This window comes from Roseateles asaccharophilus, from assembly GCF_004362405.1.
GTDB classification, from domain to species: domain Bacteria; phylum Pseudomonadota; class Gammaproteobacteria; order Burkholderiales; family Burkholderiaceae_C; genus Kinneretia; species Kinneretia asaccharophila.
The window spans coordinates 24249-40367 of record NZ_SNXE01000013.1; the positions used below are offsets into that span (position 1 = coordinate 24249).

Annotated in this window: 17 protein-coding genes; 8 read left to right on the top strand and 9 right to left on the bottom strand. The window is 69.9% G+C overall.

What is annotated here, in order from left to right; translation table 11 throughout:
* The 5 genes from DFR39_RS18995 to DFR39_RS19015 all read left to right on the top strand — a co-directional run bounded on the left by DFR39_RS18995 (position 1) and on the right by DFR39_RS19015 (position 4184).
* A complete protein-coding gene (locus DFR39_RS18995; RefSeq protein ID WP_133605421.1) occupies positions 1–1065 on the top strand; it encodes an FAD-dependent oxidoreductase in 1065 nt (354 codons plus the stop codon).
* Positions 1050–1268 (top strand): sulfur carrier protein ThiS, encoded by a 219-nt coding sequence (thiS, locus tag DFR39_RS19000; protein ID WP_133605422.1) that lies wholly within the window; start codon positions 1050–1052, stop codon positions 1266–1268. The genes DFR39_RS18995 and thiS overlap by 16 nt, the downstream gene beginning before the upstream one ends.
* A 1-nt stretch (position 1269) precedes the next feature.
* Positions 1270–2067: a thiazole synthase gene (locus DFR39_RS19005; protein ID WP_133605423.1), complete on the top strand. Its 798-nt coding sequence runs from the start codon at positions 1270–1272 to the stop codon at positions 2065–2067.
* Between the two features lie 3 nt (positions 2068–2070).
* A complete protein-coding gene (locus tag DFR39_RS19010) occupies positions 2071–3750 on the top strand; it encodes a bifunctional hydroxymethylpyrimidine kinase/phosphomethylpyrimidine kinase (RefSeq protein ID WP_133605424.1) in 1680 nt (559 codons plus the stop codon).
* Between the two features lie 110 nt (positions 3751–3860).
* Positions 3861–4184, top strand: a complete 324-nt coding sequence (locus DFR39_RS19015) for a YkgJ family cysteine cluster protein (protein ID WP_133605425.1) — start codon at positions 3861–3863, stop codon at positions 4182–4184.
* On the opposite strand, the gene DFR39_RS19020 is transcribed toward DFR39_RS19015, so the two are convergent.
* Complete coding sequence (locus DFR39_RS19020; protein WP_133605426.1) at positions 4181–4489, bottom strand: YciI family protein; 309 nt, start codon at positions 4487–4489, stop codon at positions 4181–4183. The genes DFR39_RS19015 and DFR39_RS19020 overlap by 4 nt on opposite strands.
* Before the next feature lie 47 nt (positions 4490–4536).
* Here DFR39_RS19020 and DFR39_RS19025 point away from each other — a divergent pair, with 47 nt between their 5' ends.
* Positions 4537–5211, top strand: a complete 675-nt coding sequence (locus DFR39_RS19025; RefSeq protein WP_133605427.1) for an alpha/beta hydrolase — start codon at positions 4537–4539, stop codon at positions 5209–5211.
* A 15-nt stretch (positions 5212–5226) separates the two neighbouring features.
* Here DFR39_RS19025 and DFR39_RS19030 read toward each other — a convergent pair whose 3' ends face one another.
* A complete protein-coding gene (locus tag DFR39_RS19030) occupies positions 5227–5667 on the bottom strand; it encodes a MerR family transcriptional regulator (RefSeq protein WP_133605428.1) in 441 nt (146 codons plus the stop codon).
* A 57-nt stretch (positions 5668–5724) separates the two neighbouring features.
* Between DFR39_RS19030 and DFR39_RS19035 the strand changes: the two genes are divergently transcribed.
* Complete coding sequence (locus tag DFR39_RS19035; RefSeq protein ID WP_133605429.1) at positions 5725–6885, top strand: MBL fold metallo-hydrolase; 1161 nt, start codon at positions 5725–5727, stop codon at positions 6883–6885.
* Between the two features lie 263 nt (positions 6886–7148).
* On the opposite strand, the gene DFR39_RS19040 is transcribed toward DFR39_RS19035, so the two are convergent.
* The 7 genes from DFR39_RS19040 to DFR39_RS19070 are packed head-to-tail and all read right to left on the bottom strand — an operon-like array spanning position 7149 to position 14730.
* Positions 7149–7919 carry a M48 family metallopeptidase gene (locus DFR39_RS19040; RefSeq protein WP_246030900.1) on the bottom strand — a complete coding sequence of 257 codons (771 nt, stop codon included), beginning with the start codon at positions 7917–7919 and terminating at the stop codon, positions 7149–7151.
* 14 nt (positions 7920–7933) lie between these two features.
* Positions 7934–8677 (bottom strand): lysophospholipid acyltransferase family protein, encoded by a 744-nt coding sequence (locus DFR39_RS19045; protein WP_133605466.1) that lies wholly within the window; start codon positions 8675–8677, stop codon positions 7934–7936.
* A gap of 32 nt (positions 8678–8709) precedes the next feature.
* Positions 8710–9363, bottom strand: coding sequence for a D-glycero-beta-D-manno-heptose 1,7-bisphosphate 7-phosphatase (gene gmhB, locus DFR39_RS19050; RefSeq protein ID WP_246030901.1), 654 nt, complete (start codon positions 9361–9363; stop codon positions 8710–8712).
* Positions 9364–9373: 10 nt separating this feature from the next.
* Positions 9374–11485 (bottom strand): glycine--tRNA ligase subunit beta, encoded by a 2112-nt coding sequence (glyS, locus tag DFR39_RS19055; RefSeq protein WP_133605430.1) that lies wholly within the window; start codon positions 11483–11485, stop codon positions 9374–9376.
* A gap of 3 nt (positions 11486–11488) precedes the next feature.
* Complete coding sequence (gene glyQ / locus DFR39_RS19060) at positions 11489–12418, bottom strand: glycine--tRNA ligase subunit alpha (RefSeq protein WP_133605431.1); 930 nt, start codon at positions 12416–12418, stop codon at positions 11489–11491.
* 54 nt (positions 12419–12472) lie between these two features.
* The gene (gene lnt, locus DFR39_RS19065) at positions 12473–13936 is read right to left on the bottom strand and encodes an apolipoprotein N-acyltransferase (RefSeq protein WP_133605432.1); all 1464 of its coding nucleotides are present in this window, start codon (positions 13934–13936) and stop codon (positions 12473–12475) included.
* Positions 13936–14730, bottom strand: a complete 795-nt coding sequence (locus tag DFR39_RS19070; protein ID WP_409848353.1) for a CorC family transporter — start codon at positions 14728–14730, stop codon at positions 13936–13938. The genes lnt and DFR39_RS19070 overlap by 1 nt, the downstream gene beginning before the upstream one ends.
* 227 nt (positions 14731–14957) lie before the next feature.
* On the opposite strand from DFR39_RS19070, the gene DFR39_RS19075 reads away from it, so the two are divergent.
* Entirely contained in the window at positions 14958–16016 is a 1059-nt protein-coding gene (locus DFR39_RS19075; RefSeq protein ID WP_133605434.1) for a CobW family GTP-binding protein, read from the top strand.
* Positions 16017–16119 lie beyond the last annotated feature (103 nt).

The window sequence follows — 16119 nt, forward strand, 5'->3', positions numbered from 1 at the left end:
ATGGCCCGCATCGCCATCGCCGGCGCCGGCTTGGCCGGGCGCCTGTTCGCCTGGGCGCTGGCCCGGGCCGGGCATGAGGTCGAGGTCTTCGACCCCGCGCCCGGCCCCGCGCCGCTGTTCGACGGCCAGGGCGCGGCCGCCTTCACCGCCGCCGGCATGCTCAGCCCCCTGGCCGAGCAGGAATGCGGCGGCCCCGAGGTGGCGGCCCTGGGCTGGCAAAGCCTGGCCCTGTGGCCGCAGATCGTGGCCCGCCTGGGCCCGCAGCCACCGCGCCTGTGCGTGGAGGGCAGCCTGCTGCTGGCCCATGGTGCGGACCGCGGCGCCGCCGCCCGCGCCCTGGCCCGCATGCCCGGGGCGCAAGCCCTGGCCCCCGAGCAGCTGCGCGCGCTGGAGCCCGCCCTGGCGCCCGCCGGCCTGCTGGCCTGGCTGCTGCCGGGCGAGGGCCTGATCAACCCCGTGCAGGCCATGGCCGCCCTGCACACGGGCGCCGCCGGCGTGCGCTGGCACTGGGAGCAGAAGGTGGACCAGGTGCTGCCGGGCCTGCTGCATCTGCGCGACGGCGCGCGCGTGCAAGCCGACTGGTGCCTGGACACCCGTGGTCTGGGCTCCCGCCCGCCCCTGCCCCTGCGCGGTGTGCGCGGCGAGACGGTCTGGCTGCAGCTGGCCGGCCACGGCCTGCGCCGGCCGCTGCGCCTGCTGCACCCGCGCTACCGCGGCGTCTACCTGGTGCCGCGCAGCGAGCACGAGCTGCTGCTGGGCGCCAGCGAGATCGAGAGCGAGGACCGCAGCCCCGTGAGCCTGCAGACCGCCGTGGAGCTGATGGCCGCGGCCCACAGTGTGCTGCCGGCCCTGGCCGAGGCGCGCATCACGCGGCTGGACCGCAATCTGCGCCCTGCCTTGCCCGACAACCTGCCCTTTACCCACCACGAGTCCGGCCCAGACGGCGGTTTGATACGCCTGAACGGCCTGTACCGCCATGGTTGGCTGCTGGCGCCCGCCCTGGTGCAGGGCCTGCTGGCCGCCAGCGGCCTGGCCACGCTGGAGTCTTCATGCAGCGCCCTTTGAGCATCACCATCCATCTGGACGAGCGGCCCCTGGAGCTGCCGGCCGGCACCACCCTGGCCGCCCTGCTGGCGCTGCAACAACGCGCGCCCGAGAGCGTGGCCACGGCCCTGAACGGCCTGTTCGTGCCGCGCGAGGCAAGAACTGGCACCGTGCTGGGTCATGGCGACCAGGTCCTGCTCTTCAAACCCATTGTCGGAGGCTGAGATGAGCCCGGATCCCCTCATCATCGATGGCCAGGCCCTGTCCAGCCGCTTCTTCCTGGGCAGCGCCGGCTACCCCAGCCCCCAAGTGCTGCAGGACGCGATCCGCGCCTCCGGCACCCAGGTGCTGACCGTGGGCCTCAAGCGCACCCTGCAGGCCGGGGACAACGGCTTTGTGGCCCAGGCCCTGGCCACCGCCCAGGCCCAGGGCGCGCGCCTGCTGCCCAACACGGCCGGCTGCCGCAGCGCACGCGACGCCATCACCCTGGCCCAGATGGCACGCGAGCTCTACGGCACGCGCTGGATCAAGCTGGAGGTGATCGGCGACGATCACACCCTGCAGCCCGACCCCTTCGAGCTGCTCGCCGCGGCCAGCACCCTGGTCAAGGAGGGCTTCACCGTCTTCCCCTACTGCACCGAGGATCTGATCCTGTGCCGCCGCCTGCTGGAAGACGCCGGCTGCCCCCTGCTGATGCCCTGGGGCGCGCCCATAGGCTCGGGCCAGGGCCTGCAGAATCTGGCCGGCCTGCGCCGCCTGCGCGAGCGCCTGCCCGATGTGCCCCTGGTCATCGACGCCGGCCTGGGCGCGCCCTCGCAAGCCGCCCAGGCCCTGGAGCTGGGTTTTGATGCCGTGCTGCTCAACAGCGCCGTGTCCCAGGCCCGCGACCCCGTGGCCATGGCCGCAGCCTTCCGCGACGCGGTGCAGGCCGGCCGCCAGGCATATCGCGCCGGCCTGATGGCGCCGCAGGACTTTGCCGTGGCCTCCACCCCGGTCTCGGGCCATGCTTTTGTGCTGGGCTGAACCATGAGACTCAGCCCCCCCCACCCCAGCCTGCCCACGCCCTGGGCCCAGGCGCCCGAGGCAAGCCTGACCCAGCTGCCCGACTGGACGCTGGACCCCTGCCCGCCGCTGATCTGGAGCCTGGCGGGCACCGACAGCGGCGGTGGCGCCGGGCTCAGCGCCGACACGCGCGCCGCCGCGGCCCTGGGCGTGCACCTGTGCCCCGTGGTGGCCGCCGTGACGGCCCAGCACTCCTGCGCCGTGCAAGCCGTCTACCCCCTGCCTGCCGCGCAGATCCGGGCCCAGCTGCAGGCCCTGGAAGCCGACATGCCGCCACGCGTCATCAAGACGGGCCTGCTGGCCAGCGTGGCGGCCATCGAGGCCCTGGTCGAGGTGCTGGACCGACTGCGGGCTCAGGCCGAGGTGGCCCTGGTGGTGGACCCCGTGCTGGGCGCCACGGCCGGCGGCGCAGCCTTTGCCGATGAGGCCCTGCTGCAGGCCTACCGGGAGCGGCTGCTGCCCCGCTGCACCCTGCTCACCCCCAACCGCGCCGAGGCCGAGCGCCTGCTGGGCGTGCCGGCAGACAGCCTGTCCATCCCGGCCCTGGCGCGCGGCCTGCAGCAGCGGGGCGCCCAGGCCGTGTGCATCACCGGGGGCGACGAGCGGGCCCTGCCCGGCTCGGGCGAGCTGGCCCTGGACTGGGTGCAGACGCGGCTGCCCCAGGGCGGCCAGCCGGTGTGCGGCTGGCTGGCCCTGCCGCGCCTGCCCTCCCTGCACCACCATGGCAGCGGCTGCAGCTTCGCCAGCGCCGCCGCCGCCGCCCTGGCGCGGGGCTTTGTGCTGCCGGACGCCCTGATCCTGGCCAAGATGTTGACCTGGCAGGCGGTGCGCGCGGGCCATGCCGCCGGGGCCGGGGCCGGGCCGGTGCGCGCCACGGCCGACTTCATCGCCAACTCGCAAGCCATGCCTGTGATGAGCCAGGGCGATGAGGAGGCGCTGGAGCGCAGCAGCCTCGGCCGCTGGGTCCAGGTCTTGCGCGGCTCGGCCGCGCCCGGCGCGGACTTCGCGCCGGGTCTGTACGGCATCACCGAAGAGGCCTCGCAGATCCAGGCCCTGGCCGCCTCGGGGCAGTTCGCCCATCTGCAGCTGCGCATCAAGACCCGCAGCGATGACGCGGCCCTGCCCGCCGCCCTGCGCCTGGCGCTGCGTCAAGCGGGGGCTTGCCGACTCTGGATCAATGACCATTGGCGGCTCGCCCTGGCCGAGGGCGCTCGCCATCTGCATCTGGGCCAGGAAGACTGGGCCGCCCTGCTGCCGCAGGAGCGCGAGCAGCTGCTGGCGGGGGTGGCGACCGGCGAGCTGGGGCTGGGTCTGTCCAGCCACAGCCTCTGGGAGCTGGCGCGTGCCCGGGCCCTGGCGCCGAGCTACATCGCCTGCGGCCCGGTCTGGCCGACCCGGACCAAGGACATGCCCTGGCATCCGCAAGGTCTGGCCCAGCTGGGCTGGTGGTGCCGCATGGCGGGGCGACCGGTGGTGGCCATTGGCGGCCTGCTGAGCCCTGCCCAGACGCAGGCCACCGCCGCCCAGGGCGCCAGCGCCAGCTGCGTGGTGCGCGCCCTGGCCGAGGGGCCGGACTCCTGGCGGCAGCATGCCCAGGCCTTCGCGCAAGGCCGGCTGGAGGCAGGGAAAACCGGACTGGGCTAAAGTCCGCCCCCGCAAATTCCAGTCCTTCCAGCCGCGAGCGCGGCCGAGGGCCGCCGGGCGAGCGCTCCGCCTCGGGTCCGCGGCACACCGGCCCGCTCGGCCTGCCTGCCATGTCCGAGTCTGAATCCAGCAATCCCTGCCTCAGCTGCGGCGCCTGCTGCGCCAGCTACCGCGTCAGCTTTCACTGGGCCGAGACACCCCCAGGCCTGGACGAGTCCCTGCTGCAGCGCCTGGGCCCGCAGCAGCTGTGCATGAGCGGCACCGCCTACGGCGCGCCGCGCTGCGTTGCGCTGCAAGGCGAGATCGGCCGCGCGGTGAGTTGCGGTGTCTACGCCCACCGCCCGCCCCCCTGCGACGAGCTCAAGCCCGGTCAGCCCCAATGCCAGCGCGCCCGCGCCCGGCATGGTCTGCCAGCGCTGGAGCTCCGCCCCTAGGACAGGGGCCGCCACTGGGTGATCTGGAAGGGGTGCAAGTCCCCGCTGAGCACGCCCTGCGCCACGGCGGGATCCGCCTGCATCAGGGCGCGGGCCTGCGTTTCGGTATCGGCCTGCAGAAGCATCAGGGCAAAGGCCTCGCGCTCCAGCACCTGGCTGCGGCCGGCCATCAGCAGGGCGCCCTGCTCCAGCAGGCGCTGCACATAGCCCAGATGGGCCACAATGGCCTCGGCTTCGGCCTGGGTGGGTCCGGTGGCCGGCAAATCGGGCCGGACCGGATCAAGACGGAGCAGGAAGTGCGGCATGGCGGGCAGCCTCGCTAGGATGAGGGCTTCATCACGAAGGCCCCAGCATGACACTCGAAACCCTGGAATTGCAAACCGAGGCAAACCCGACGGCCAGCATCATCGTGCTGCACGGCCTGGGGGCCGATGGCCACGACTTCGAGCCGGTCTGCCAGGCCCTGGATCTGCGCCCCCTGCTCGCCGGCGGCGCCGGCCTGCGCTTTGTGCTGCCGCATGCGCCGGTAATCCCGGTCAGCATCAACGGCGGCTACCCCATGCGGGCCTGGTACGACATCCGCGACGCCGCGCTGGACCAGCGCGAAGACCCCGTGGGCCTGCGCCGCTCCCAGGCCGCGGTGGAGGCGCTCATCGAGCGCGAGATCGAACGCGGCGTGGCGCCCGAGCGCATCGTGCTGATGGGCTTTTCCCAGGGCTGCGCGATGAGCCTGCTCACGGGTCTGCGCTACGGAAAGCGCCTGGCCGGTCTGGTCGGGCTGTCGGGCTATCTGCCCCTGCTGGCCACGACCGAGGCCGAGCGTCACCTGGCCAATGAGGCCACGCCCATCTTCCTGGCCCATGGCCGCAACGACGCCGTCGTGCCCCTGGCCCGGGCACAGGCCGCCCATGATGAGCTGCTGCGCCTGGGCTACACGGTGCAGTGGCAGGACTACGCCATGGGGCACGAGGTGCACCCGGACGAGATCGAGGCCCTGCAGGCCTGGCTGCTGCGCGTGCTGGGCTGAGGGCGGGCGCCGCGCTCAGGCCGGCTTGCGTCCGGACTGGGCCTCGGCCAGCAGGAGCTGGCAGCGCTCTTCGTGCTGGGCGATCTCGGCCAGGGTGATCTGCAGATCGTCGAACTGCTGCTCCAGCTGGCGGCGGTGCTGGCCCAGCACCTCCAGAAAGGCCTTGAGCTGGGGCACGGTGTCGGAGGCCGAGTCGTACATATCGATCAGCTGCTTGACCTCCTGCAGGCTCAGGCCCAGGCGCTTGCCGCGCAGGGTGAGCTTGAGCCGGGTGCGGTCGCGCTGGGTGTAGACACGGTTGCGGCCGGCGCGCCCGGGCTCCAGCAGGCCCATGTCCTCGTAGAAGCGGATGGCGCGGGGCGTGATGTCGAACTCCGCGGCCAGCTCGGTGATGGTGTAGAGACGCCCCTCGCCGGCCGGGGTGGTGCTGGCAGTCGCATCGGTGTCAGGGGACATGGCGGCAGGCTTGTAATATGACGTTAACGTAAACGTAAGTCTAAGGCAGCCGACGCCATGGCCAATCCGCGCGAATCCGAACTGAGCTATCCCCTGGGCGAGGCCCTGCCCGCGCCGGGCGAGGTGCTGGAGCTGGCCCCGGGCCTGCGCTGGGTGCGCATGGCCCTGCCCTTCGCCCTGGACCACATCAACCTCTGGCTGCTGCGCGACGAGATCGAGGGCCCGAACGGCAAGGTCCAGGGCTGGACCATCGTGGACTGCGGCATCCACAACGAGGCCAGCCAGGCCCAGTGGGAACAGATCTTCGCCCACCATCTGGACGGCCTGCCGGTGCTGCGCGTGATCGTCACGCACTTCCACCCCGATCACATGGGCCTGGCGCATTGGCTGACCGAGAAGTGGAGCGGACGCGCCGCCGGGCCGTCCCAAGGCGCGGCCAGCCCCCTCGGGGGGCAGCGCAGCGGCGCAGCCGCGAGCGTGGGGGCCAACCATGAGTGCCGCTTGTGGATCAGCGCCACCGACTACAACCTGGCCCGCGTGGCCAGCGGCTCCACCGTGGGCATGGGCGGCGAGGCCGCGGCCGCCTTCTTCGGCAGCCATGGCCTGACGGACCCGGACTCGCTGGCCAAGATCCGTGGCCGCGCCAGCTACTACCCCAGCATGGTGCCCCGGGTGCCCGCCGCCTACCGCCGCCTGATGGACGGCATGCGTCTGCGCATCGGCGCGCATGAGTGGCGCTGCCTGGTGGGCTACGGCCATGCGCCGGAGCACATCAGCCTGTACAGCGAGAGCCTGGGCGTGCTGATCTCGGGCGATATGGTGCTGCCGCGCATCTCCACCAATGTCTCGGTGGTGGATGTGGAGCCCGAGGCCGATCCCCTGCGCCTGTACCTGGACTCGCTGGAGCGCCTGCTGGCCCTGCCCGACAGCACCCTGGTGCTGCCGGCCCATGGCAAGCCCTTCCGGGGACTGCATGCCCGCATCGATCAGCTGCGCGAGCACCATGCCGAGCGTCTGGAGGAGGTGCTGGCCGCCTGCCGCGCCAAGCCCTGCCACGCGGCCGAGCTGTTGGCGCTGCTGTTCAAGCGCAAGCTGGATCTGCACCAGACCACCTTCGCCATGGGCGAGTCGGTGGCGCATCTCAACGCGCTGTGGCTGGAGGGAAGGCTGCGGCGCGAGCGCGGCGAAGACGGCATCTACCGCTTCAGCGTCGCCTGAGCGCCGGGCTGGAAATCAGGGCTGGGATTGAGAAGTCAGCGACCGCCGCCGCCGGCAACACCGGCAGCGGCGGGCTGAGCCTTCGCGCATCAGCTTTGCGGCGCCGTGTTGCTGGCCTCAAGGGCTGGCGGGCTACCGGGAGGTGGCGCTCTCAGCGCCTGCCTCAGATGCGTCGTGATGACAGCACGTGGCCGGGAGTGTGCTTGCCCCAGGGATCCAGGGCAATCCCCCCAGAAGTAGGAAGCCGCGCCACCCAGGGGCGCTCAGAGCTCCAGCGTCGGCAGGGCCGCCTCGCGCAGGCGTCGGCGCGCGGACTCGTAGTCCGGCAGGACCGAGGCCACCACGGCCCAGAAGCGCGGGCTGTGGTTCATCTCGTGCAGATGGGCCAGCTCATGCACCACCACATAGTCGATCAAGTCGGGATCCAGGTGAATCAAGCGCCAGCTCAGGCGTATCGATCCATTGGCGCTGGCGCTACCCCAGCGGGTCTGGGCTTGGCTCAGGGACAGCCGGGTGTAGCGCACCGACAAGGCCGCCGCGTAGTGTCGACAACGCTGCTCGAACAGCGCTCTGGCCCGACCGGCCAACCAGGCCAGGGCGGCCTCGCGCACCTGGGCGGGGCCGGCATCTTGGGGCAAACCCAGATGCAGCTCGCGGGCTTGCGGCTCATAGCGAGCCAGGCCGCCCAACTTGAGACTCAGGGGCTGGCCCAGATAGGGCATCTGCCCCCCTTCGCCCCAGTGCACACGCGCCGCATGCTGGCGGTGGCTGCGGTCGCGCTGTTCATCGAGCTTGCGCAGTATCCAGTCCTGCTTGCCTCGCAGAGCTGCCTCGATCTCGGCCTGCGCCACCCAGCGCGGCGCTGTGACCTTGAGCCCTGAGGGGCTGATGGTGAAACCGATGGAGCGGCGCGGCGCATGCCTCAGCTCGTAATGCAGCGGCCCCGCCGGCAGCAGCAACTCGCGCCGCATCGGTGTGCCGGCCGCGGGGGCCTCGGGCCTGAGCAGGGAACGCAGACGGCGCGTCAGGGACATGGCCGAGGACCGCCTCAGGCGCGCAGCGGACTCGGTTCGAGCGTGTGGCCATAGGCCTCGGGATCGAGCCGCTGCATCTCAGACTCGATCCAGCCCTGGACCTCACGCATCAGCTCACCCGGCTCCCGGCCCACGGGCGAGATCGGTTTGCCGATGGAGATGTCCACCACCCCGGGGCGCAGCAGAAAGCTCCGGCGCGGCCAGCAGCGCGCCGAGGTGGCCGCAATGGGCACCACGGGCACGCCGGTTTCCACCGCCAGCCGGGTGCCGCCGGTCTTGTACTCACCCACCTGGCCGCGGGCGGTGCGTGTGCCCTCGGGGAACATGATGACCCAATGCCCCTGGGCGGCCAGACGCTTGCCCTGGGCAGCCACCTTGGCCCAGGCCTCGCTGCGCTTGCTGCGATCGATATGGATCATGTCCATGCGCGCCATGGCCCAGCCGAAAAAGGGGATGTAGAGCAGTTCGCGCTTGAACACATAGGCCAGCGGGTGCGTCATCAGGGTCGGGTAGGCAAAGGTCTCCCAGGTGCTCTGATGCTTGGACAGAAGAATCACCGCCGAGGTCCGTTCGGCGGCCGTGGGCAGGTTCTCCATGCCCTGGATACGCCAACGCACGCCGCAGAGGATGCGAGCACCATGGATGGCCAGCCGCAGCCAGAAGATGCAGGTCCAGTAGACCGGATTGCCGCGCACAAAGATCGAGAGCAGCAGCGCCGCGATCGCGACCGGCACCACGGTCAACAGCATCCAGAGCATGAACAGCGCCGAGCGCAGCGCGTAGACCAGGGTCAAGTCAGATCTCCGGGACGGGTGTCGGGGGTCAGCGCCTCACCGCGGGCCTCGGCACGGGCGCGGCGCTCCTCCTGGATCAGATGCTCGGCAAAGGCCGCCAGATTGGCATGCACGCGAGAGCCGGGCACCTGGGCCACCAGGGCCTTCAGCTGTTCTTCGTCCAGCTTGCCCAGGCGATCGCTGCGCACCAGATGCGGGATGCAGCCCGCGGCCTGGGCGGTCTGCAAGTCTCTAAGACTCGCGCCCACCATGTGCACGCCCGCCAGATCCACGCCAAAGCGCTCACCGATCTGAACGATCAAACCCGGCAGGGGCTTGCGGCAGGTGCAGCCATCCTCGGGCGTGTGCGGGCAGAAGAAGACGGCATCCAGCCGCCCGCCCTTCTCGGCCAGCAGCTGAGCCAGGCGCATATGCACCGCGTTGAGCGAGGCCATGTCCAGCAGGCCGCGGCCGATGCCGGGCTGGTTGGTGGCCATCACCGTGTGCCAGCCGGCATGGTTGAGCCGGGCCACCGCCTCCAGCGCCCCGGGCAGGGGCTGGAGCTCGTCGGTGGACTTCACATGGTCGTCGCGATACTGGTTGATGGTGCCGTCCCGGCCGAGGATGACCAGCTTCATGCTGTGACCGTGATGCTCGGCGCGAGTGGGCATGGTGGCGTCCTCAGGCGGCCAGGCGGGCCAGATCGGCCACCCGGTTCATGGCCTCGTGCAAGGTTTTGAGCAGGCCCAGGCGATTGGCGCGCAGGGCCGGGTCCTCGGCATTGACCATCACACCGTCGAAGAAGGCGTCCACCGGGCCCTTGAGCGCGGCCAGCTCGCGCAGCGAGGCGGCGTACTCCCCCGTGTGGAAGAGGCCGTCCGCCAGGGGCTGCACATTGCGCAGGGCCGTGGCCAGATGCTGCTCGGCGGCTTCCTGCAACAGGGCCTCGTCCACCTTGGCCTCGACCGGGGTTTCGACCTTCTTGAGGATATTGCCGATGCGCTTGTTGGCGGCCGCCAGGGAGGCCGCCTCGGGCAGGGCCGCGAAGGCGCGCACCGCCGACAGACGCTGGCCCACCTCGGCCAGGCGCTGCGGGCGCAGGGCCAGCACGGCATCCACCTCCTGGGCGCTGTAGCCCTGCTCGCGCAGGGAACCGGCCAGGCGGTCGAAGACGAAATCGGCCAGGGGTGCGCTCGGATCCTGGATCAGGGGGCCGAAGGCCGGCAGGGCGGCGCGGATCAGGGCGTCCAGGGCCAGGCCGGGGGCGCGCTCCGAGAGCATGCGCACCACGCCCAGGGCGTGACGGCGCAGGGCAAAGGGGTCCTTATCGCCGGTGGGCAGCTGGCCAATGCCAAACAGACCCACCAGGGTTTCCAGCTTGTCGGCCAGGGCCACGACCAGGCCGGCCTCGTTGCGCGGCAGCTCGTCGCCGGCGAAGCGGGGCTTGTAATGGTCTTCGATGGCGAAGGCCACGGCCTCGCTTAGGCCGTCGTGGCGGGCGTAGTAGCCCCCCATGATGCCCTGCAGCTCGGGGAACTCGCCCACCATATCGGTGAGCAGATCGGCCTTGGCCAGGCGGGCCGCGCTGTCCACCTCGGCCGCCAGGGTGGCCGAACCACCCAGCTGCGCCACGATGGCGGTGGCGATGGCGCGCACGCGCTCCACCCGCTCCCCCTGGCTGCCCAGCTTGCCGTGGTAGACCACCTTGGCCAGACCGCCCACGCGATCGGCCAGGCCCTTCTTGCGGTCCTGGTCGAAGAAGAACTTGGCATCCGACAGGCGCGGGCGCACCACGCGCTCATTGCCGCCGGTCACCGCGCTGGCGTCGGCCGGGCGGATGTTGGAGACCACCAGGAACTGGTTGGTGAGCTTGCCGGCCGCGTCCAGCAGGGGGAAGTACTTCTGGTTAGCCTTCATCGTGAGGATGAGGCATTCCTGCGGCACGGCCAGGAACTCGGGCTCGAACTGGCAGCTCAGCACATTGGGCCGCTCCACCAGGGCGCAGACCTCCTCCAGCAGGGCCTCGTCCTCGATGGGCCTGAGGCCTTGCTGGGCCGCGGCCGCGTTGAGCTGGGCCACGATCTCGGCGCGGCGCTCGGCAAAGCTGGCGATGACGGCGCCCTGCTCACGCAGCTGGGCGGCGTAGCTGTCGGCCGACTCGATCACCAGGCGCTCCACGGCGGCCTCGAAGCGGTGGCCGCGGGTCTCGCGGCCGGCGCTCAGGCCCAGCACGCCCACGGGCACGATTTCGCGGCCATGCAGGGCCACCAGGCCATGGGCCGGGCGCACGAACTTCACATCGCTCCAGCCGTCGGCCAGCTGGTAGCTCATGACCTTGGGAATGGGCAGCTTGGCCAGGCTCTCCTCCAGGGCCTTCTGCAGGCCCTCGGCCAGGGTGGCGCCGGCCACCGTGGTCTGGATGAACAGGGCCTCGGCCTTGCCGTCCATCTCGCGGTAAGCCTGGGCGGCCTGCTCGGCACCCAGGCCCAGGGAGGCCAGCTTCTTGATCAGGGCCTGGGTGGGCTGGCCGCTGGCGTCCAGGCCCACGCTCACGGGCACCAGCTTCTTGGTCTCGCTGCGGTCGGCGGCCTTGGCGGCCACCCCGCTCAGATGCAGGGCCAGGCGGCGCGGCGAGGCATAGGCCGTGGCCTGGGACTCGGCCGTGGCCAGGCCCTGGGCGCGCAGGCTCTCGGCCAGCACGCCGGCAAAGCTGTCGCCCAGCTTCTTCAGGGCCTTGGGGGGCAGTTCCTCGACGAAGAGTTCGACGAGCAGGTTGTGGGTGTCGCTGGTCATGACTCAGGCGGCCTTCTTCTCGTTCTTCTTTGCAATCTGGGCGGTGACTTCATCGGCCCAGGCCTTGGGCGCCATGGGGAAGCCCAGGCGCGCGCGGCTGTCCACATAGCTCTGGGCCACGGCGCGGGCCAGATTGCGGATGCGGCCGATATAGGCGGCGCGCTCGGTCACCGAGATGGCGCCGCGGGCGTCCAGCAGATTGAAGGTGTGGCCGGCCTTGAGCAGCTGCTCATAGGCCGGCAGGGCGAGCTGCTCGCCCATCAGGAGCTGGCTCTGCTTCTCGTGCGCGGCAAAGGCCTGCAGCAGGAAGTCCACATCGCTGTGCTCGAAGTTGTAGGTGCTCTGCTCCACCTCGTTCTGGTGGAACACGTCGCCATAAGTGAGGCCGTCGGTATAGACCAGGTCGTAGACCGATTCCTTGCCCTGCAGATACATGGCCAGGCGTTCCAGGCCATAGGTGATCTCGCCGGTGATGGGCTTGCAGTCGATGCCGCCCACCTGCTGGAAGTAGGTGAACTGGGTCACTTCCATGCCATTGAGCCAGACCTCCCAGCCCAGACCCCAGCAGCCCAGGGTCGGGTTCTCCCAGTCGTCCTCGACGAAGCGCACATCGTTCTTCTTGAGGTCGAAGCCCAGGGCCTCCAGCGAGCCCAGATACAGCTCGAGGATATTGGCCGGTGCGGGCTTGAGCACCACCTGGAACTGGTAGTAGTGCTGCAGGCGGTTGGGGTTCTCGCCATAGCGGCCGTCCTTGGGGCGGCGGCTGGGCTGCACATAGGCGGCCTTCCAGGGCTCCGGACCCAGGGCGCGCAGGAAGGTGGCGGTGTGGCTGGTACCGGCCCCCACCTCCATGTCATAGGGTTGGAGGAGCGCGCAGCCCTGCTTGGACCAATAGTCCTGCAGGGTCAGGATGATTTGCTGGAAGCTCAGCATGGATAAAGGCCGTTTGGTGAGAGGTTTACAGTTTTTATTTTATGGGACGCGCACTTACCGTCGGCGCATCCAGGCCGCCAGCCCCAGGGGGGCCAGGGCGGCGATGAAGAGTGGCAGCAGTCCCAGCATGCCCAGCCAGCGGGCATAGGGCGTCTCGCCCAGGCGGCCCTGCACCGGAGCCTCCAGCGTGGCGGCTTGGGCCGGCGGCAGCAGCGCCAGGGTACGGCCCCGATGATCCACCACGGCGGTCGCCCCGGTGTTGGTGGCGCGCACCACCGGGCGCTGGAACTCCAGGGCCCGCATGCGGGAGAACTGCAGATGCTGGTCCAGCACCATCACGGTGCCGAACCAGGCGAGATTGCTCACATTCACCAGCACCGTGGCGGCATCGGGCCCGCGCACGCTGTCCACGAAATCCTCGCCAAACAAGTCCTCGTAGCAGATCAGGGGGCGCAGGCGCTGCCCCGCCACGGCAAAGGACTGCTGGTGCTGACCACGGGCCTGGTCGTCCATGGGAATGGCCATGGCGCGCACAAACCAGCCAAAACCCGGCGGAATGAACTCGCCGAAGGGCAGCAGGTGGCGCTTGCCGTAGGCGTAGGGTGCCGCACCGCCAAAGGCCAGCAGGGAGTTCACATAGCCGTCCTGGCTGTTGCCCAGAAAGGTGCCCAGCAGCACCGGCCGCTGCGCCCCCACAGCCTCCAGGCGCTGCACATAGCCAGGGTCCAGGAAGGCCGCGGGAATGGGCACCACGGACTCCGGCGTCACCACCACCTGCCCCTGGGCGCGCTCGACCTGGCGGGTCAGCTGCTCCAGATGGCTGTGCATGCGCTCCGGGTCGAACTTCTGGTCCTGGGCAACGGCCGGCTGCACCAGGGAGACGCGCAGAACACCGGTCTCGCGGGTGAAGTTCTGCGGCAGCAGCTGGCCCAGGGCCAGCAGGCCGATGGCCACCGCCGCTGGCTGCCAGGCATGGCGCCCCAGGGCCGCAAAGGCCGCGGCGCAACCGGCCGCCAGGGCGCTGATGCCATAGACGCCGATCCAGGGCGCCCAGGGCGCCAGCAGACCTTCGGTATGGGCATAGCCGCTGGCCAGCCAGGGGAAGCCTGTCAGCAAGGTGGCACGCGCCAGCTCGGCCAAGAGCCAGCAGGCGGACCAGGTCAGGGCATGCCAGGCGGGGTTGCGCTGGCGCAGGCGCGCCGCCAGGGCCAAGGCCCCGGCGTAGTACAGGCTGAGAAATGCCGCCAGCAAGGCCACGGCCAGGGCTGCCACCGGCCAGGGCAGGCCGCCGAACTGGTGCATGCTGATGTGCAGCCACCACAGGCCCGAGGCCAGCCAGCCGAAGCCGAAGGCACCGCCCAGCCAGGCAGCCCGGCGCGGGCCGGCATTCCAGCTCAGATGGGCCAGCCAGGCCAGGGCCAGGATCTGAAGCCACCAGTATTCCAGCGGCGCAAAGGAGGCGGTGTGCAACACGCCGGCGACCAGGGCCGCCAGCAGAGCATGGGGAAAACGCAGCATCAATTCTCTTCTTGCACCGCGCGCGTGACCTTGAACCAGCGCACCGCGCCACCACGCGTGAGCATCACCGAGAACTGCAGGCCGCCCACCTCCAGGGTCTCGCCGCGGCGCGGCACCCGACCATGCTCATGGGCCACCAGACCGCCGATGGTGTCGAACTCGTCCTCGGGCAGGCTGGTGCCAAAAGACAGGTTGACGGCGGCGATCTGCGCATCGCCGGCCACGCGCTGGCTGCCATCGGCCAGGGTGTAGATGCCGGACACGCCGTCCTTGTCGTCGAACTCATCCTCGATCTCACCGACGATCTCTTCCAGCACATCCTCGATGGTGACCAGGCCGGCGGTATTGCCGAACTCGTCGATCACGATGGCCAGGTGATTGCGGTTGGAGCGGAAGTCGCGCAGCAGCTCGTTAAGGTTCTTGCTTTCCGGCACAAAGACGATGGGCCGCAGCAGCGCACGCAGATTGAGCTCGGGCGCGCGCTGCAGCTTGAGCAGGTCCTTGGCCAGCAGAATGCCGATGATGTTCTCGCGCTGGCCCTCGAAAACCGGGAAACGCGAATGGCCGGCGCGTATGACCTGGGCGAGCAGCTCCTCGTAGGGCGACTCGATGTCCAGCAAATCCATGCGCGGCGCGGCCACCATCACATCGCCGGCCGAGAGCCCGGCCATGTGGAGCACGCCTTCCAGCATCTGCCGCGACTCGGGCGCGATCAGCTCGCGCTGCTCGGCCTCGGCCAGGGTTTCGATCAGCTCGCTGGTGGAGTCCGGACCCGGATGCAGGAAGTCCAGCATGCGGTCCAGGAGTTTGCGCGGCGCTGGGCCGCGGCCTTCGGCGGCGGCACTTTTGTGGCCCCCGCGGGGCCTACTAGGCTGAGGTTCGGACACGGAATGGGTGTCGTAGTTGGGTAGCCCCACAGAATAACCCATTGACAGTGCGACCCTGTTGCACCACAGTCAGCCGCCCCCTGAGCCGGGTCTCGGGCGGCGGATTCGTCACAGCAGTAAGCCTCTAGATCACCATGTCATCGACCAACTCCCCGGGCCTGATTCCCGCCACCATCCTCACCGGCTTCCTGGGCTCGGGCAAGACCACCCTGCTCAAGCGCGTGCTCTCCGAAGCCCATGGCCAGAAGATCGCCGTGATCGAGAACGAGTTCGGCGAGGAGAACATCGACAACGACATCCTGGTGGCCGATACCAATGAGCAGATCATCCAGATGAGCAATGGCTGCGTCTGCTGCACCATCCGCGAAGACCTGCGCACCACGCTCAGCGAGCTGGCCGCCAAGCGCCGCCGCGGCGAGCTGGATTTCGAGCGCGTGGTGATCGAGACCACCGGCCTGGCCGACCCCGGCCCCGTGGCCCAGACCTTTTTCATGGATGACGAGATCGCCGAGAGCTATCTGCTGGACTCCATCCTGACCCTGGTGGACGCCAAGCATGCCGAGGAGCAGCTCAACACCCGCCAGGAAGCGCGCCGTCAGATCGGCTTTGCTGACCAGATCTTCATCAGCAAGACCGATCTGGTGGACGCCGCGGCGGCGGACGAACTGGCCCACCGCATCAAGCACATGAACCCGCGCGCGCCCCAGCAGCGCGTCCACTTCGGGAATGTGGACATTGCCAGCGTCTTCGACCTGCGCGGCTTCAACCTCAACGCCAAGCTGGAGATCGACCCCGATTTCCTGAATGCGGACGCGCACGACCATCACCACCATGACCATGATCACGACCATGAGCATGGCGAGCACTGCGACCACCCGCACCATCACCACCATGACGATGATGTGAAGTCCTTCGTCTTCCGCTCCGACAAGCCCTTCAACCCGGCCAAGCTGGAAGACTTCCTGGGCGCCATCGTGCAGGTCTACGGCCCCAAGATGCTGCGCTACAAGGGCGTGCTGCACATGAAGGGCACGGACAAAAAGGTGATCTTCCAGGGCGTGCACCAGCTGATGGGCTCCGACCTGGGGCCGAAGTGGCTGCCAAACGAGAAAAAGCAGAGCAAAATGGTTTTCATCGGGATCGACCTGCCCAAGGACATCCTGCTGCAGGGGCTGGAAGGCTGCCTGGCCTGAGTCCGGGGCGGCGTCAGCACCGTGAGAGGTGAGCATGGCTACAATCCGCCCCGCCCAAGCCACCCCGAGGGTCGGCATGCCCCGGCATCCGGCCCGTCCGACG

Bases quoted from the DNA above. Each gene is read 5' to 3' on its own strand.
- DFR39_RS18995 (WP_133605421.1), top strand. From the start codon at position 1: ATGGCCCGCATCGCCATCGCCGGCGCCGGCTTGGCCGGGCGCCTGTTC.
- glyQ (WP_133605431.1), bottom strand. From the start codon at position 12,418: ATGCTGAGCTTCCAGCAAATCATCCTGACCCTGCAGGACTATTGGTCC.
- lnt (WP_133605432.1), bottom strand. From the start codon at position 13,936: ATGCTGCGTTTTCCCCATGCTCTGCTGGCGGCCCTGGTCGCCGGCGTG.
- DFR39_RS19025 (WP_133605427.1), top strand. From the start codon at position 4,537: ATGACACTCGAAACCCTGGAATTGCAAACCGAGGCAAACCCGACGGCC.
- DFR39_RS19030 (WP_133605428.1), bottom strand. From the start codon at position 5,667: ATGTCCCCTGACACCGATGCGACTGCCAGCACCACCCCGGCCGGCGAG.
- thiS (WP_133605422.1), top strand. From the start codon at position 1,050: ATGCAGCGCCCTTTGAGCATCACCATCCATCTGGACGAGCGGCCCCTG.
- DFR39_RS19020 (WP_133605426.1), bottom strand. From the start codon at position 4,489: ATGCCGCACTTCCTGCTCCGTCTTGATCCGGTCCGGCCCGATTTGCCG.
- DFR39_RS19045 (WP_133605466.1), bottom strand. From the start codon at position 8,677: ATGCTCTGGATGCTGTTGACCGTGGTGCCGGTCGCGATCGCGGCGCTG.
- glyS (WP_133605430.1), bottom strand. From the start codon at position 11,485: ATGACCAGCGACACCCACAACCTGCTCGTCGAACTCTTCGTCGAGGAA.
- DFR39_RS19075 (WP_133605434.1), top strand. From the start codon at position 14,958: ATGTCATCGACCAACTCCCCGGGCCTGATTCCCGCCACCATCCTCACC.
- DFR39_RS19070 (WP_409848353.1), bottom strand. From the start codon at position 14,730: ATGCTGGACTTCCTGCATCCGGGTCCGGACTCCACCAGCGAGCTGATC.
- gmhB (WP_246030901.1), bottom strand. From the start codon at position 9,363: ATGCCCACTCGCGCCGAGCATCACGGTCACAGCATGAAGCTGGTCATC.
- DFR39_RS19040 (WP_246030900.1), bottom strand. From the start codon at position 7,919: ATGTCCCTGACGCGCCGTCTGCGTTCCCTGCTCAGGCCCGAGGCCCCC.
- DFR39_RS19005 (WP_133605423.1), top strand. From the start codon at position 1,270: ATGAGCCCGGATCCCCTCATCATCGATGGCCAGGCCCTGTCCAGCCGC.
- DFR39_RS19010 (WP_133605424.1), top strand. From the start codon at position 2,071: ATGAGACTCAGCCCCCCCCACCCCAGCCTGCCCACGCCCTGGGCCCAG.
- DFR39_RS19035 (WP_133605429.1), top strand. From the start codon at position 5,725: ATGGCCAATCCGCGCGAATCCGAACTGAGCTATCCCCTGGGCGAGGCC.
- DFR39_RS19015 (WP_133605425.1), top strand. From the start codon at position 3,861: ATGTCCGAGTCTGAATCCAGCAATCCCTGCCTCAGCTGCGGCGCCTGC.